The 15,757-nt window shown below is 53.9% G+C and carries 18 protein-coding genes and 4 pseudogenes; 18 read left to right on the top strand and 4 right to left on the bottom strand.

Annotated features, from left to right (window positions below):
- Positions 1 to 64: 64 nt before the first annotated feature.
- The 6 genes and pseudogenes from HZS54_RS10210 to HZS54_RS10185 all read left to right on the top strand — a co-directional run bounded on the left by HZS54_RS10210 (position 65) and on the right by HZS54_RS10185 (position 3,830).
- Complete coding sequence (locus HZS54_RS10210; RefSeq protein WP_179922998.1) at positions 65 to 463, top strand: ArsR/SmtB family transcription factor; 399 nt, start codon at positions 65 to 67, stop codon at positions 461 to 463.
- Positions 460 to 903, top strand: coding sequence for a low molecular weight phosphatase family protein (locus HZS54_RS10205; protein ID WP_179922441.1), 444 nt, complete (start codon positions 460 to 462; stop codon positions 901 to 903). The genes HZS54_RS10210 and HZS54_RS10205 overlap by 4 nt, the downstream gene beginning before the upstream one ends.
- The gene (gene arsM / locus HZS54_RS10200; protein ID WP_179922440.1) at positions 896 to 1,750 is read left to right on the top strand and encodes an arsenite methyltransferase; all 855 of its coding nucleotides are present in this window, start codon (positions 896 to 898) and stop codon (positions 1,748 to 1,750) included. Before HZS54_RS10205 ends, arsM begins: the two co-directional genes overlap by 8 nt.
- Positions 1,743 to 2,909 carry an ACR3 family arsenite efflux transporter gene (gene arsB / locus HZS54_RS10195; RefSeq protein WP_179922439.1) on the top strand — a complete coding sequence of 389 codons (1,167 nt, stop codon included), beginning with the start codon at positions 1,743 to 1,745 and terminating at the stop codon, positions 2,907 to 2,909. Before arsM ends, arsB begins: the two co-directional genes overlap by 8 nt.
- 15 nt (positions 2,910 to 2,924) lie before the next feature.
- Positions 2,925 to 3,395, top strand: a complete 471-nt coding sequence (locus tag HZS54_RS10190; RefSeq protein WP_179922438.1) for an arsenate-mycothiol transferase ArsC — start codon at positions 2,925 to 2,927, stop codon at positions 3,393 to 3,395.
- Positions 3,388 to 3,830 (top strand): annotated as a pseudogene (locus tag HZS54_RS10185) (arsenate-mycothiol transferase ArsC). The gene HZS54_RS10190 and the pseudogene HZS54_RS10185 overlap by 8 nt, the downstream one beginning before the upstream one ends.
- A 133-nt stretch (positions 3,831 to 3,963) precedes the next feature.
- On the opposite strand, the pseudogene HZS54_RS10180 reads toward HZS54_RS10185, so the two are convergent.
- Positions 3,964 to 4,476, bottom strand: a pseudogene (locus HZS54_RS10180) (permease); the annotation flags it as partial.
- Between the two features lie 44 nt (positions 4,477 to 4,520).
- Between HZS54_RS10180 and HZS54_RS10175 the strand changes: the two are divergent.
- Together HZS54_RS10175 and HZS54_RS26455 are read left to right on the top strand one after the other, a co-directional pair.
- Entirely contained in the window at positions 4,521 to 4,895 is a 375-nt protein-coding gene (locus HZS54_RS10175) for a nucleoside recognition domain-containing protein (protein WP_246391881.1), read from the top strand.
- A gap of 10 nt (positions 4,896 to 4,905) precedes the next feature.
- Positions 4,906 to 5,085, top strand: a pseudogene (locus HZS54_RS26455) (transposase); the annotation flags it as partial.
- Between the two features lie 205 nt (positions 5,086 to 5,290).
- Here HZS54_RS26455 and HZS54_RS26655 read toward each other — a convergent pair.
- The gene (locus HZS54_RS26655) at positions 5,291 to 5,551 is read right to left on the bottom strand and encodes a MarR family transcriptional regulator (RefSeq protein WP_425484377.1); all 261 of its coding nucleotides are present in this window, start codon (positions 5,549 to 5,551) and stop codon (positions 5,291 to 5,293) included.
- 190 nt (positions 5,552 to 5,741) lie between these two features.
- On the opposite strand from HZS54_RS26655, the gene HZS54_RS10165 reads away from it, so the two are divergent.
- The 7 genes and pseudogenes from HZS54_RS10165 (at position 5,742) to HZS54_RS10140 (ending at position 11,364) form a co-directional block, all read left to right on the top strand.
- Positions 5,742 to 6,128 carry a DUF7344 domain-containing protein gene (locus tag HZS54_RS10165; RefSeq protein ID WP_218927136.1) on the top strand — a complete coding sequence of 129 codons (387 nt, stop codon included), beginning with the start codon at positions 5,742 to 5,744 and terminating at the stop codon, positions 6,126 to 6,128.
- A gap of 45 nt (positions 6,129 to 6,173) precedes the next feature.
- The gene (locus HZS54_RS10160; RefSeq protein WP_179922437.1) at positions 6,174 to 7,052 is read left to right on the top strand and encodes a CRISPR-associated protein Cas4; all 879 of its coding nucleotides are present in this window, start codon (positions 6,174 to 6,176) and stop codon (positions 7,050 to 7,052) included.
- A gap of 66 nt (positions 7,053 to 7,118) precedes the next feature.
- Positions 7,119 to 7,949 carry an IS5 family transposase gene (locus HZS54_RS10155; protein WP_179922436.1) on the top strand — a complete coding sequence of 277 codons (831 nt, stop codon included), beginning with the start codon at positions 7,119 to 7,121 and terminating at the stop codon, positions 7,947 to 7,949.
- A gap of 579 nt (positions 7,950 to 8,528) precedes the next feature.
- A complete protein-coding gene (locus HZS54_RS10150) occupies positions 8,529 to 9,698 on the top strand; it encodes an ISH3 family transposase (RefSeq protein WP_179922435.1) in 1,170 nt (389 codons plus the stop codon).
- Between the two features lie 188 nt (positions 9,699 to 9,886).
- Positions 9,887 to 10,162: pseudogene (locus HZS54_RS26450) on the top strand (recombinase family protein); the annotation flags it as partial.
- Positions 10,154 to 10,606, top strand: a complete 453-nt coding sequence (locus tag HZS54_RS10145; RefSeq protein WP_281377752.1) for a recombinase family protein — start codon at positions 10,154 to 10,156, stop codon at positions 10,604 to 10,606. The pseudogene HZS54_RS26450 and the gene HZS54_RS10145, both read left to right, overlap by 9 nt.
- Positions 10,603 to 11,364: a transcription initiation factor IIB family protein gene (locus HZS54_RS10140; RefSeq protein ID WP_179922433.1), complete on the top strand. Its 762-nt coding sequence runs from the start codon at positions 10,603 to 10,605 to the stop codon at positions 11,362 to 11,364. The genes HZS54_RS10145 and HZS54_RS10140 overlap by 4 nt, the downstream gene beginning before the upstream one ends.
- Before the next feature lie 60 nt (positions 11,365 to 11,424).
- On the opposite strand, the gene HZS54_RS10135 is transcribed toward HZS54_RS10140, so the two are convergent.
- Positions 11,425 to 12,858: a recombinase family protein gene (locus tag HZS54_RS10135; RefSeq protein ID WP_179922432.1), complete on the bottom strand. Its 1,434-nt coding sequence runs from the start codon at positions 12,856 to 12,858 to the stop codon at positions 11,425 to 11,427.
- Between the two features lie 137 nt (positions 12,859 to 12,995).
- Here HZS54_RS10135 and HZS54_RS10130 point away from each other — a divergent pair, with 137 nt between their 5' ends.
- On the top strand, positions 12,996 to 13,169 hold the full coding sequence (locus tag HZS54_RS10130) for a DUF5786 family protein (RefSeq protein ID WP_179917554.1): 174 nt from the start codon (positions 12,996 to 12,998) through the stop codon (positions 13,167 to 13,169).
- 94 nt (positions 13,170 to 13,263) lie between these two features.
- Complete coding sequence (locus HZS54_RS10125) at positions 13,264 to 14,241, top strand: ornithine cyclodeaminase family protein (RefSeq protein ID WP_179922996.1); 978 nt, start codon at positions 13,264 to 13,266, stop codon at positions 14,239 to 14,241.
- Between the two features lie 25 nt (positions 14,242 to 14,266).
- Here the strand turns inward: HZS54_RS10125 and HZS54_RS10120 are convergent, their stop codons facing one another.
- Positions 14,267 to 14,551, bottom strand: coding sequence for a DUF8072 family protein (locus HZS54_RS10120; protein WP_179922431.1), 285 nt, complete (start codon positions 14,549 to 14,551; stop codon positions 14,267 to 14,269).
- A gap of 205 nt (positions 14,552 to 14,756) precedes the next feature.
- On the opposite strand from HZS54_RS10120, the gene HZS54_RS10115 reads away from it, so the two are divergent.
- Positions 14,757 to 15,713, top strand: coding sequence for a transcription initiation factor IIB (locus HZS54_RS10115; protein WP_179922430.1), 957 nt, complete (start codon positions 14,757 to 14,759; stop codon positions 15,711 to 15,713).
- The last annotated feature ends 44 nt before the right edge of the window (positions 15,714 to 15,757 follow it).

Raw genomic sequence — 15,757 nt, 5'->3', positions numbered from 1 at the left:
GTAGAATGTAACGGTGACCTCTATCTCGACACCATTATATGAGTGTCTGTTCAATCAGCCATCTATGGGCTCACAAACGGAACGACTCGAACGCCTCATCACTGAGGAAAGTGGTGGCTGCTGTGAAGCCGATATCGAGGAACGGCTCGATTCGCTGCGCTCGTATCAATCGGAGACACCGACCAATCCTGACACCGATCTAACTGCGCTCAAGACGCTAGGGAACGATACTCGATACAACATCGTCCGTTTACTGACGGCCGCGGATCGGGAGCTGTGCGTCTGCGAAATCAATCCGATCGTCGACGTCAGTGACAGCGCGATCAGTCACGCCCTTTCGGATCTCTACGACGCCGGGCTCGTCACGCGACGAAAAGACGGGACGTGGCGGTACTACGAGACGACCGATCGGGCCGAGGCGCTTCTGACAGCGCTCAACGAGACGCGAGAGGTGGGTCAATGAGTGACACACCAGTCTCTGTGGCGTTCATGTGCGTCCAGAACGCCGGGCGATCACAGATGTCGACTGCCTTCGCCGAACACGAACGGGAGCGTCGAGATCTCGCCGACATTGTCGAGATTCTCACTGGCGGAACCCACCCTGCCGATCACGTTCACGACGTCGTCGTTGAGGTGATGCGCGAGGAGGGATTCGACCTCTCTGAACGGACACCGCGGAAGATTTCGACGGAGGAACTCGAATCGTGTGACTACGTCACCACGATGGGCTGTTCGACGCTCGAACTCGACGCTGACGACTCCGATGTAGACATCCGTGACTGGGCACTGGACGATCCCGATGGGAAAGACGTCGACCGAGTCCGAGAAGTCCGCGATGAGATCCGTGATCGTGTGAGTGCGCTTTTCGACGAAATCGAACAGGAGGTGACCACGAGTGCCTGAAACGAGCGACACCTCAACGGAGTCCGGTCTCGACGCAAAGACCCAACGGAAGGTCGTCCGAGAACGGTACGCCAGTATTGCTGCGGGGAAGAACGAAGCGGAGAGTGACTGCTGTTCGAGCGACGATTCCTGTTGCAGTTCCGCAGAAACGACGGCTCCCACCGACGAAACGGCCCGCCAACTCGGCTACTCTAAGACCGAGTTGGAGAGTGTCGACGGCAACGCAAACCTGGGACTCGGGTGTGGGAATCCCCAAGCAATCGCGTCGCTTGATGCAGGTGAATCGGTTCTTGACCTCGGATCAGGCGCGGGCTTCGACTGCTTCCTCGCGGCCCAAGAAGTCGGCAAGGCGGGTCGTGTGATCGGCGTGGATATGACACCCGAGATGGTCGAAAAAGCGCGTACGAACGCCAGTCAAAACGACGCCGAGAACGTCGAGTTCCGCCTCGGTGAGATCGAACATCTCCCGGCTTCAGACGAGAGTATTGACGTGATCATCTCGAACTGTGTCGTGAACCTCTCGCCTGATAAGCCCCAAGTCTCCGACGAAGCGTTTCGCGTTCTCCGTCCCGGCGGGCGACTCGCGATCTCTGACGTCGTACTGACTGCAGCGGTGCCGGATGATGTCCGTGCCGATCCGGACTCCGTAGCGTCCTGTGTCGCTGGTGCGTCGACCATCGACGGACTCGAGACGATACTCACCGACACAGGCTTCGAATCGGTGAACATCGCACCGAAAGACGACAGTGACGAGTTCATCCGTGACTGGGATGACGATTACGACGTGAGCGAGTTCCTCGTTTCTGCGACTATCACCGCTCGAAAGCCGGAGGTCGGCGATGAGTAACGTCGACGCCCACGACCATGGCCCGAACTGTGAGTGTGAGAGCTGTGGCGACCCGCGGTCGATGGACTTCCTCGATAAGTACCTCACCGTCTGGATCCTCGGTGCGATGGCCATCGGTGTGGGACTCGGATTCGTCGCCCCGTCGGTAACCCAGCCGATTCAGGACTTCCATCTCGTCGAAATCGGCCTCATCGCGATGATGTATCCGCCGCTGGCGAAGGCTGACTACTCCCAACTGCGGGCCGTGTTCAGCAACTGGCGTGTGCTCGGACTAAGCTTAATTCAAAACTGGTTGATCGGCCCGACGCTTATGTTCGGACTCGCTGTGATCTTCTTCAGTGGACTCGTTCCTGGCTTGCCTGCTCGCCCCGAGTTCTTCCTCGGCCTCGTGTTCATCGGAATGGCCCGCTGTATTGCGATGGTACTTGTCTGGAACGAACTTGCAGAGGGTTCGACCGAGTACGTCACCGGGCTGGTCGCGTTCAACAGCCTCTTCCAGATCATCACGTATGGTGTCTACGTCTGGTTCTTCGGGCTATTCCTTCCGCCGCTGCTCGGGATGGAAACGCTCGTCGCGGGCATCGAGACGTTCAACGTGACCCCGATGCAGGTGTTCCAGGCGATCGTTATCTTCCTCGGAATCCCCTTCGTGGGCGGGTTCCTTACCCGGTACGTCGGCACGCGAGCCAAGAGCGAGAAGTGGTACGACGAGACGTTGGTCCCGAAGATCGACCCAGTCACGCTCGTCGCGCTCCTCTTCACCGTCATCGTGATGTTCGCCACGCAAGGCGAGAACATCGTTGCCTCCCCCGGTGACGTACTCCTGATCGCCGTCCCGCTGACGATTTACTTCGTCGTGATGTTCCTCGTCAGCTTCGGGATGGGCAAGGGCATCGGCGCAGACTACTCGACGACGACGGCCATTGGGTTCACCGCCGCCTCGAACAACTTCGAACTCGCAATCGCGGTCGCGGTTGCTGTGTTCGGCGTCGGCTCCGGTGTCGCGTTCACGACCGTCGTCGGCCCGCTCATCGAGGTCCCTGTCCTGTTGGCGTTGGTCAACGTGGCGCTGTACTTTCAGCGCAAGTTCGACTGGAGTGGTGCCACGACCGGACAGCTCAGCACGTCTTCCTCCCCACCGCCCGCTGAAGACGACTGACGAAAGGACCCACCGATGGCACCACACACAGACACCCCTGATCCGCTTCGCCTCGGATTCGCTTGCGTCGAAAACGCAGGCCGGAGCCAAATCGCCGCCGCGCTCGCCGAAACCCAAGTTCAGGTTCAGAATCGAAGTGACGTTGAGATCGTTTCTGGTGGGACCGGTCCCGCTGCCGCGATACATCCGACCGTCATAGAGGTGATGTCTGAGAAAGGCTACGACTTATCCGACCAGTCACCGGAGAAGATCACCCGCGATGCGCTTGAGGCGTGCGATTTTGTCGTATTGATGGGCTGTGCACTATCGATCGAGGACATTCCACCCGGGGTCGTCGTTCGAGACTGGGGGTTCGTCGACCCAGTAGACGCCGATCGGGAGTCCGTCTGGGCGATCAGTACCGAAATCGAACAGCAGGTGATCGAACTCTTCGACGAGCTGCCGACACAGGCGGAGCGTCGCGCGAACCGCGTAATACATGACTGAGAACACAGAATCCGAACCGCTGAGAATTGCCTTCGTCTGCGTGCAGAATGCAGGTCGCTCGCAGATGGCCTACGCGCTCGCACAGCGAGAAGTTGAACAGCAAGGACTCGAGGACGCAATCGAACTCATAACTGGTGGAACGCGCCCTGCCGACCACGTCCACGACGAGGTGGTTCGGGCGATGCACGCAGTTGGCATCGATATCTCGAGACGGACTCCTCGAGAGATCACGTTCGAGGAAACCCAAGAGAGCGACTACGTCATCACGATGGGTGTTCAGCCGACGACGTCTGTCCCGCGGGATGGGCGGGTGAGAACCGCGATTGGAATCTCGACGACCCGGACGGGAAGTCGGCTGCTGAGGTCGGTCGCATCCGCGACGAGATCCAACGGCTCGTGACCGACCTCTTTGACGAAGTCGAACCCCAGCTCTGAGTACGTGTGCCGTCGCGCAATCGAAGGAGTTCATATCGTCACACACTCTCCTTTGTCGGTCGAGCCAGAACGCAGATAGCCGAACGACTATCTGCTGGAGTCATTGGAAAGCTCCTGATTTCTAGGAATACGATTAGACGAAGAGAACGTTCAGCCCGTATCCGAGAATTGTCCCGATGGTGACGACAGTCGCGGCGTAGACAACGAGGAGTTTCCGCTCGAAGAGTTTGTTGAGAAGAATCAGGTTCGGAATACTGACTCCTGCACCACCGACGACGAACGCGATGACGGTCCCAATCGGAACGCCTTGGTCGACGAGTGGGGCAGCGATGCCGAGCATTCCTACCATACTGACGTACAGCGGTGCGCCTGCGAGTGCGGCCAACGGAACAGCCAGCGGGTTCCCGGCGACTTGCTGGATCCACGACGCGGGGACTGCCCCGTGAATTAGTGCACCGAGCGTCATCCCAAGCAGGAGATACGGGAACGTATCCTTGAAGAACGACCACGCGCCCCCGGCAGCGGTTTCAACGCGTTCGCGGTGGGTCTTCGTCGTTTGGACACTACTTGAGCACGAACACGATGCGATGCCCCCGTCCGTCGCGACTGTGCGATCGTTCGTCGTGATCCGCACGTCCTTGACTAGACCGTGATTCGGAGTTTCTTCTTGAAGCGCTCCCCGTCTTCGCCGTGATCGTCCTCGTCGCATCACTGTTGGACTACTTTGGAGTCCTGGATGTGATGGGTGCGGCTCTCGGACCAGTGATAGGACTGTTCAACCTCCCCGGTGAGACAGCACTTGTCATCGTTATGGGATCGATCCGCAAGGACGGTCTGCTTCTGTTACAATCGGACGGACTCGGCGCGACGCTGTCCGCGATGACTCCGGTGCAGGTACTGACAGCCGTCTACTTGACTGGAGTGTTGCTTCCCTGCCTGGTGACGGCGATCACGGTCGCGAAAGAGCTCTCTCCGAGGTACGCCGGTCGGATGATGCTCCGGCAGGCGGCAGCTGCCGTCGGTTTCTCGCTGCTTCTCGGGTGGGGTGGTGCAGCCCTCGTCTAGTCGATGCCCAGCGAAGGATTATCGAGTACGGTTCTTCTACTTCGTGTTTGCGGTCTTGCTCTACAACGTCTGGCGGCTGACCGATTTCCTGCTGAAAGCGAGTGTTGACGGCGAGATGACCTACACGCCCGTGTTGACCGCCGGTGAGTGTGTCGAGATCGTGGTGTCGGCATTGATACCACCTGATTAAGCGATCGATCCCAACCGAGTTCACCGATTGGGAGCGGCAACGCTCTGAAGGTGCACCCAAATCCGCGCAATATCCCATCTCACTCGGTTGTTTCGTTCAGGATGGGCAGGAATCGAGCACTTCGCTAGAAAATAGACCACGAACTGTCGGCTATACGACTCGGAACTAGCCTATCCTCCGAAACTGTGTACAAGTAGAAGCGTATTCATCTAGATTCTAATTCTCGGACATCAAGCTCCCCAACAAGATAGTGTTCCCCGTCACGAGTAATGTCGTAGACCCCATTCCCAAGATGAACCAGTAAGCCGTACGAAACGAGCTTCTTGCACCGAGCGTTGATATGTTGGCGTGAAAATCGGACCCGATCACTGTCTGCCATCTCTTTGGGCGTATCTGGTCCACGTTCGGCCAGATGCTCTAAGATGCGATCATCAGCACGCGACATCCAGTCAGCGTCAAAGCGCATACTGCTCTCTGGACGAGTCTAGACTATCCAAAACGCGCTAAGTAAACCAGAGAATTTTTCAGCAACTGTAGTTGACCCCAAACTATTTTGGATACCAGTATCATAGCTTTCAGCCGATAGGATCCCAAAATGGTCCGCAACCAACATCGCCCAAATATTGTCTGGACGACTCGGCCCCATATCTCAAAATATGGACAGTAACAACCACTCAGACATCGGAGATGAAGATCTCGAAGAACTGCTTTCCACGCTGCTACACGCTTTGCGGGCATCACGACGGCGTCAGATAATACAGATTCTTGAACATGTGAAGAACGGGAACACAGTATCCACCCGCTGGTTAGCACGACAGATTGCAGCCATAGAAAATGGGATCGCAGTCGAACATGCGAGTGGAGAACCTTACAAAAACGTATACAATGCATTATCCCAGAGTCACTTGCCGACACTAACAAACGCGGAAGTAATCGTCTATGACCCCCAGCGGCAGACCGTCGAAAAGGGCTCGTTTTTCGACTTGGCTGCGCTCTTGTTGAACCTCAGCAAACCGGCGATTGAGGCCTTCTATCGGAAGTAAAATTCGCTTGTGCGTGTATCAGGAACCGCAAATGAGCCATTGACTATGGATGTCTACCTCGGAACGTTGACCAGAATGGTAACCGACGATTCCCGCAACTCAAAATCGGAAGATACCCCAGTTGATGGAGATAGTGTTAGTCAACTGCTGAAAGATATGACGACTGTGCGGTTCAAAGAGTGGTATCAGAACCGGGAGTTCCGGCAGAATATTCGTGATGGGAAACCGTATTTTAATGGACCGAGTTCAGTTCCACCCTCAGAGCGCCACAGTCCAAGTAAACTCCTTCAGTGTCACCGGAAAATCTACTACGGGCAGGAAAATGCACCCGAAGAACAGGATGATGCAGAAGGAATTCTCTGGACTGGACGGCGCATTGAGGAGGACGTTGTTCTTCCATTCTTGCAGGATGTTATCAGCACTGACCAAACCTTTGTACGGAACTCAATGTGGATCGATTTCGATGTCGAGATACAAGGCAACGAAGTTCGGATCAAGGGTGTAACAGATCCAGTGCTCGTCGACGAAGAGAGTGAACCATTGTTGCCGACGGAAATAAAAACCACATCATCGATAGAGTACAAAGACTCACCGGACAGACGTCATCGCGCTCAATTGCACGCGTATATGGCAGGACTCTCCGTAGAACAAGACCGAAACCCGACTGAAGGTGTTCTCATCTATATTTCGCGCGACACATTCGAGATGAAGGTCTTCCATGTCGAATTCGATACAAAATTCTGGAATGAGACAGTCTTGTCATGGGCTAACACGCATACAGAATATCGACTCAGCGATAACCTCCCACCAGCTCAGCCAGAAGCCGACTGGGAATGTGAGTACTGTTCGTATCGCGAACGTTGCGGAAAAGGCGATACACCTTATGCGGATATGAGCCCCAAAGCCTTTGTTCGGCTCTGTTGAATCACTAGATGGCGGCGGGATCGGTCGCTAAATCAAAGGAGTTGAAGCGGGAGGCTTCCGTTGTCCATGACGCAAATCTTCCGCTTCACCGAACGTTGTGTCTCGATCGCTCAAAGGGTTACGGGTGAACGAGGCGAATCCGCCGCCGCCGTCCGGGGCGGCGGATTCGCCGAGTACACCCTCGTTTCCATCCATTGTCTGCGGATTTACCTCGATGCGTCCTACCGCATGACGATCGACCTGCTGAAGGAGATGCCACAAATAACCGGGGAGATCGGCCTTGACGTGGCCGATCTCCCGCATCCGTCCACCGTGTGTAAAGCGTTCGACCGGATCGAGATGAGCGTCTGTCGAGTGCTGCTGCGCCAGTCGGCGCAGCTGCACGATCCCTCGAAACACGCCGCGATCGACGCCACATTCTACGACCGCTCAGCTGCGAGCCGCCACTACTGCCAGCGAACAAGCTACCGCGTCCAGAAGCTCAAAGTCACGAAACTCGTCGATACAGACTCCCAAGCCGTCCTCGACGTACACTGCTCGACGAACCGTGAAGGAAGCGACGCAGACCTCGCCGAGCAGATCGCCCGCCGGAACGCGGGCGATCTGCGGTCTCTCGCCGCCGATAAAGGCTACGACAAGCAGTCACTCCGTGAATCACTACGTGAGCTCGACATCAGACCGCTGATCAAGCATCGGATCTTCGCGCCCTACGACCACGCGCACAATGCCAGAATCGACGAAAATCGCTACAATCAGCGCTCTATGACCGAGACTGTCAACTCGGCAGTCAAGCGCTCGCTCGGCTTCGCCGTGCGAGCGCGCTCCTGGTTCCGTGAGTTCCGCGAGATTGCCCTGATGTGTGTGGTCTATAACATCAAGCGAGCCGTGAAACAGTGAAATCCACCGCCTTACAGCGATTCAACACAGCCCTTTGTTCCGAATGTCAATTTATATCCCCGAGACAAGGTCGTTGACTACCTTGAGGCCCATGAGGGAGCGACGTTGACACCAACACTTGCTGAAAAATACCCGGAATTAACCGAAGAATATAACGTCCAGTTGTGGGAGTGCCCAAACTGTTTAACAAAGTATGACAGGGAAAACATCCCCGTAGAACTTGGGCCAGACCAGCATCCTCTCTGTCCATACTGTGCGGAGTCGGAGACACTCGTTGAGTTGCGTCTGTCTGCAACTGCTGACGGAGGAATGTAGTATGGATAATGTTCCATCCTCTCGCCCAGGTGGCACAATAAATGGAGAAGACACAACAGAACCAGATGAAGACCTGCAGGCAGCGATCTACGCCCGAACCTCGTCGAATAGCCAGCGGTTTGGATATTCGATTGACGAACAAGTCAGACGATGTTGGGAATTCTGTGAGAACGCCACATGGGACGTTATATTCGTGTTTGCTGATGAAGCAGAGTCTCAGTACTTCACAAAGCCGGTTAGTTAGAACGTCTGCTTGCTGAAGATGTGTCCAAACACCAGCAGCAAGCAGACAGTGAAATCCACGAAGACCAGCTTCTTAACTTCCTCGTCAACCGACTTGACGAGGAAGTTTCTCTCAACCTCGCCAACAACGCTGAAATCGATGTAGCGGACATCTACGAGGTCCTCGTCGGCGCAACCGCCGACGGGACCTCGATCTCCACGCTATGCAACGCCAGTGAAGACTCGCCATCGGCGAACACGATCCTCTACCACCTCCGGACGAAGTTCGAGCCGGAACGGCTCGAACGAGTCGCTAACACCCTTCTTCGACGGGACATCGTCGAACTTCTCCCCGAGCAGGTGGAGGTCTGCGCAGACCTCCACCTGCGGCCCTACTACGGTGACGAAGACGACACAGACGCTCTCTACCGCTCGGAAGCCAAGCGTGGAACCACCGCGTTCCACGCCTATGCCACACTCTACGCACGCGTGAGGAACAAACGATACACGCTGGCGGTGCGCCGTCTCGAAGACGGCGACACCGCCAGCAGTGTCCTCGCTGAGTTCCTTGGTGTCCTCGACGGCCTTGACACCGAAGTCAAGGCCGTCTACCTTGATCGCGGATTCTACGACAGCAAGTGCCTCACGTTGCTTCAGGCGCACAACTACGCCTACGTGGTCCCGATCATCCGGTGGGGAGAAAAGATTCAGCAGGAACTCTCGGAAGGGTGGAGCCGCGTCATCCAACACGATCTGACAGGGAAACTCGACGGTCACAGCTGGACCGTCGAGTTTCCCGTCTACATCGACTGTACGTACCTGAACGGGAAGTACGACGACCACGGCGTGGCGCGTCACGGCTACGCCGCTGACGCGCCGTTCATCGAGACGCCACGCGACGCTCGATACCACTACTCGAAACGCTTCGGTATCGAGTCGAGCTATCGCTTGTCCGAGCAAGCGATAGCGACGACAACGACGCGAAATGCAACGGTGAGACTGCTGTACGTCGTGGTGAGTCTGCTATTGCAGAACGCGTGGCGGTATCTGCACTATGAATACGTGGCGACGCCCCGCCGAGGCGGGCGTCGCCTCTGGTGGTGGCCGTACAAGGAGTTCGTGAATATGGTTCGGCGGGCTGCGTGGACGGCCCTCGCGGTGCGTCGGGCCGTCCCCGCGAACCGCCCACCTGACGACCGGTTCTACCGGTAGTCACTGACCGAACAAGCGTCTTCGCAAGTGGCAACGCTGTCGCGTCGGCGGCTGAGCGCCGCCGACAGCGACAGCTCCGCCATCAATCAGTGTTGTTCAACCGCTATCGACGACTCATCACGACAGAACAGATGGCTCAGGTCAGGCTAACCTGCGATGCTTTGTGAGGTACTGAGTCTGGTCGCAATACCGAACGGCCTGAATTTCAATCGATGCTCAAGCGAGCACGGGACAGCCTCTTCGACGTCGTCGTATTCTGGAAACTAGATCGCTTCTGCCGTTCACTTGTGGACCTCGTCAAAACCGAGGAAGAGCTCGACAAGTTGGGAGTCGGTCTCCACAGCGTAACCGAATTTCTCGATACGACCAATCCGGTTGGTCGTTTCAACTTCCGGAATCTCGCATCGGCAGCTGAATTGGAGTCCGACCTGACCAGTCAGCGAGTCAAACTAGGTATGTACGGACTCGCTCGAGAACGGAAGTGGCCAAACGACCGTCCTCCACTTGGTTACGAAAAGAATGATGATGGAACCCTTTGCGTCGACGAGACAGAAAAAGAGCTGGTCCGTCTAATATTCGACTTGTACATCCAAGAACGATCGATGCCACAGGTTTCCTTCCTACTCAACCGCCGTGGTAAGACGACCAAACGCGGAGACTCGTGGTGTCGTCAGTCCGTAGGCAAAGTGCTACGGAATGAATTGTATATTGGACACTACCAAATTGCTGACTTCCAAGCCACCGTCGAAGAATACCAGATCCTACCTGACGCAGTCTTTGACGAAGCAACGGCCATCAGGTTTCGATTCAAGCATGCACAAACTGGGATGGATAGTTCGCGGAAACAATCAAAAGCAGAGCGGATTATCAACGAATATCGGGCCCACCAGAATGGAGATCTCTCATGACAGTCTCATCAGCAACATGCCCCCTTTGCGGATCCTCAGAAACCGAACCAATCAATGAAACTGAATTACTCTGTTCGGAGTGTAGCTTCATCGTTACTGGTCCAGATAAGGTAGCAAACGAATATAAACAAGAGAATGCCCGGTCTCGGACATCTTCCAACTCTGAGAGCACCACTGGAGAATGGGAGGACAAAGTAGCCGTCCGTGATTCCTCAGATGGCACCCTAGTTGAGATGATAGCAATCGCAGAAGAGTTCGTTCGGGCTCTCAGAGGTGACAGCGACAACTGTATCAAAACGGCCGAGATGCTCGCTGAAGCATGGCAAGACCAGTACTTTCAGGGTCGCAGTGTCTCTGTGGGAATAGCAGCAGTAATCTATGCGAGCTTTCGACAACAAAAGTCACCGCGACCTCTGAGAGTCGTCGCTCAAACGTGTGAAATATCAGATCAGCAGCTTCGAACAGGATATCGTGCACTTAGAACAGAATACGATGTTCACAGTGAAATCACTCCCCCTGCAATGTATCTCCCATTTCTAAGATGCCAGCTCAGCTTGGACCAAGCTGTTGAACGACGGGCCCGGGAGATACTCTCGTCCGAAATTGAATCTACTGGGAGTCCGACAAGCCTCGCCTCTGCCTGTATCTATCTCGCAGCCAAAGAGCAGGGCAGATCAGTTACGTTAGCTAAGGTGGGTGCTGCGTGTGGAGTGTCAAAGGAGACTGTCTGGAAGAAGACCCAAGAGATCTCGAACTAACCTATTGAGGGAGATCAATCAATTGTGCATATATCGGTGATAGGGATTCATCATTGTCACCTACATTTCACTATCAGAACAGGGATCACTACCACCATCGGACATTATTTCCCTGCCCCAAACAAATTCGGTATCCTCCGGATTAACCCCATCAACTTCCTCAGACGGCTGATCTCTGTTTGGATCCCAACGAAAAGCAACTTCGGGATGTTCAAACGCCCGTTGATACTTATTGGGCGGGACATCAACCGCGAACTCGTTTTGACAGTTGTTGCAGGTGTAGAGATACTCAAGCGCAGACGACGATACTTGTTCTCCTGAGACATCATCAACCGATACACAGAATGGGCAGGCAAGCGGAATGGTCGCATCCAGTTTATTGATCTCTTGTTGATCAAAGAGCGGGCCAGTGAAGTCACACTTCCCACACGTGTACTCGATGAGGACGCGATTCCGCACCGTTCTCGTTGAATTTGTTCCTTCCAATATTCCATTACAGTCAGGCTCAGGACAGACTGTGCTCAGCTTGTCGAAGAGGTTCCCGATGAACTCAGGACCGAACCTCTTTTCAGCTCGTCCGATCGACTCAGGCACCACTTCAGCTTCGGAGGAAGAGCCAGATCGACTTTCTAGAATTTCTTGAGTTCGATTGAATGTCTCTTTTGAAACGCACTGAAGGTCTGCCTTCGTATTGACAACTTGTCCTTTCAGACCCAACTGGCCTAAGCAGAGTGGGCTCTCAAGAATTGTTTTTATTTGAGTGTCTGTGAGCGGGTCATCTTTTAGCCCATGCTCATCATTCACTCGACGTCTGGTTTCCGCTCTATTTTCAGTTTCCACGTAGATATCAAATATTTCTGGAATAACATTCTCCCCACGTCCAGTAAGTCGGATATATTTCTCATCGTCGGTCGTGTATCCCCAGTGGGGACTCCCGAATGGATATTTCCCCTGTTTAAGATGTTTGAGTTGACCATCTTCAGCGTTTTCTTTGATTCGGGAGTACCATTCTCTTGAGAACAGTACCTCACGGACCATGATCTCGAAATCTCGCCGGTCCTCCCAGTCGAAGAAACCGTGATTATGGGAGTACAGAATGATATCGGATTCGCGCAGTTTCCGAAGATAACTGACGCTCTCCCATGGATCAGATCTAGTCAGCCGATCTAATTTCCAGATCCCCAGCACGTCAAACTCATCATTCTCCCCCATATCCAAGATTCTGTTCAACGACTCGCGATCCATTTGGGCACCCGATTCGGCACGTTCTATTTCATCAGTAATACTACCAGACAGGTCGTCAGTACGCTGACGAATATCGGACAGTTGTTTTTCTGTGCTGGTGTTGTCCAGTTGATCATCACTACTCACACGGGCGAAGAGGAACCACCGTTTGTCTTCCATCGAGGCTGGAGGAAGCAGACTGAATAATATACCCCCTGTCTCGATTCCAAGTCCAGTATAAACGGTAAGAATCAGGCAGGTTGCAGCCATCGCGAAGCCAGCTACATGTGCGGTATATGCACTTGATAAGTAGTCCCTGGACCACTCACCTATAACCGGCTCCCTTGTGAACTGTTACCATAAACCCACTATGCTTATTGGTTACCCGTTCCAAGATTCAGATTCATATGGCCATGGGTAACTTCGATGAACGCGAGTTCGAACGCCGCGAGAAGAAACTCTCCGAAATTGAATCTGACTCCGAAGAGCAACCAGAGGAATACAGCGGCAAGATGACGTTTGAAACGGATAATTCGACAGAAGACTTGCTCGATCGTCTGAAGGAAATGAAGTCAGAATGACCCGATGATACAATGTGGTTCAAACACAGTCACATCAGCTTGATTAGGTATGAATTGAGATGGGACTATATCCAACATGGAAGTAGGTGATCATATGGATACTCTACTGCTGGATTCTGAAGTAACACAATCAGTACCGATTGAGGGAATCATTTCGTCCGTAGAAGAAGCGTTCGAAGCCTACGAACGAGGGACTGTTGTAATGCCGACAAAATCGTATATCGATCTGCCTCAGTATAACGGCGATTTTCGGTCAATGCCTGCGTATGTAGAGGCGGATTCATGGGAGGGCGCTGCAATTAAATGGGTTAACGTCCATCCAGATAATCCATTGAACAACAACCTACCAACTGTGATGGGGATAATCATTTACTCCGATCCGGAGACTCTTAGTCCGTTAGCTATCATGGACGCGACCGTTCTCACTCGGAAGCGGACTGCGGCAGCTGCAGCCGTTGCCACAGATCGTCTCGCGATCGAAAATGCTCGCAGTTTAGGCCTCATCGGTGCCGGAACACAATCGTATGCACAATTTGAAGCTCTCACCCAAGTCCGCCCAATCGACAAGATCGTCGTAAACGATGTGGATGAGGAAGCTGTAGACACCTTCATTAACACGCATCCCGATTTTGAGATTCAATCTGGGACAATTCAAGAAGCAGCCTCATGTGATATTGTCTCGACTGTGACCCCTGCTGAAGAACCGATTGTTCCGCTTAGCGCTGTCAGTCCTCATACTCATATCAATGCCATCGGTGCCGATGCAGAAGGAAAACAGGAACTCGACAGTAGTATTCTCTCTACCGGATACGTCTGTATCGATAGCTTTGATCAAGCGATTCATGCAGGTGAGATTAATGTCCCATGGAACCAAGGAGAAATCGATGAAGATGATATCGATGCCGAACTTGGCGAATTAGTACGTCCGGAAGATGATTTAACAATCCCCCAGGATGAACTGACAATATTTGACAGCACCGGTCTCGCTATTCAAGATGTCGCTGCTGCGCATGTTGCATATGAACAGGCGGCTGGACGTGAGGACATCCCCTCTACAAGTTTGTTTGCATAATTGATGGATTAATAAATCCAGAATCTCATTCAGTTTCAACTGCACCGATTTCCTGAATACGCCCGACCATTGTCCAGGTGGACTCATCTGGCTCCTTCCGTCCAATGAGAATTGATTCGTTATCTTCACTCGATACGAATCGATAGCGAGGTTCGTCATTTTCTCGGGTCCCTTCGGCCTGAAATTCCTGCTGAAAGAACTCAGCTTTGGAGATCTGATATATTGCCTGCGATCCATCCTGAAGAGTTATCTCGACGGGACCCGGGCTGAGGTTGTGAATCTGTTTCGCAATGGAATTGAGATCTGCCATGAGTTGCATACGAGAGGGTACAGGTAAATCGTGTCGGTTCGCAATACGTGGCACCATAGAACCCGCACCCCATCCTAACAAACGAGTGATAGGGTTAACGATGGATTCTATTCTAGGGTATGAATCAGCCTCATCAGTTCTCTTCAATCGATGTCAGATATGCAATTCAAACTTTATGCCTCTGTACTTCTTCTGTTACAAACCAATGGTTTGGTCTGTTCGTCTCGAGGAGGAGAACGAAACGGAGCACTCTAGTGGAGAGACAGATACTGAGACGTGCGCAGCGGGAGGATCACATACTATCGTCCAGAGTTCAGGGCAGAGTGAACGTGTCTGTGACGATTGCGGCCTCGTGATTGAAGACGAGTTGGTCGATTCAGGACCGGAGTGGCGTGCGTTCACTCATCAAGAGCGCCAGGAGAAATCGCGCGTCGGTGCGCCCACTACCAAGACGATGCACGATAAGGGGCTGACCACCCAGATCGACTGGAAGGATAAAGACGCGTATGGCCGTTCGATTTCGTCGAAAAAGCGATCCCAGATGCATCGACTCCGCAAATGGCAAGAACGAATCAGAACGAAGGACGCTGGTGAGCGGAATCTTCAGTTTGCCCTCAGCGAGATCGATCGCATGGCGAGCGCACTCGGCGTTCCGCGCTCCGTCCGTGAAGTAACGAGCGTGATCTATCGGCGGGCATTGGACGAGGATTTGATTCGTGGCCGGTCAATTGAAGGCGTGGCCACGGCTGCACTGTATGCTGGTTGTCGACAGGAGGGCATTCCACGCTCGTTAGAGGAGATAGCCGAAATATCGCGTGTCGAACGTATCGAAATCAGCCGTACCTATCGCTACATTTCAAACGAACTGGGACTCGAACTCCTCCCCATAGATCCGAAACAGTACGTTCCCCGATTCAGTTCGAAACTCGATTTGCCACAGGAGGTCGAAACGAAGGCCAACGAGATCATCGAGGAAACCGCCGAGCCGTTACTATCGGGTCGAGGCCCGTCCGGATTCGCCGCTGCCGCGATTTACGCGGCTGCTATGCTCTGTAACGAGAAACGAACCCAAAAAGCGGTGGCCGACGTGGCGCAAGTGACCGAAGTGACGATTCGCAACCGCTATCAAGAGCAGATCGAGGTGATGGGGATACATCAGTAGAACCCCCGCTTTCCGGTCGGGCCGGTGATAGCCGACCGCCGGCG

The organism is Halosimplex pelagicum (assembly GCF_013415905.1).
Lineage (GTDB): Archaea > Halobacteriota > Halobacteria > Halobacteriales > Haloarculaceae > Halosimplex > Halosimplex pelagicum.
Note: the sequence above shows the minus strand (reverse complement) of the source record. Positions and strands in the feature narration are given on the sequence as shown.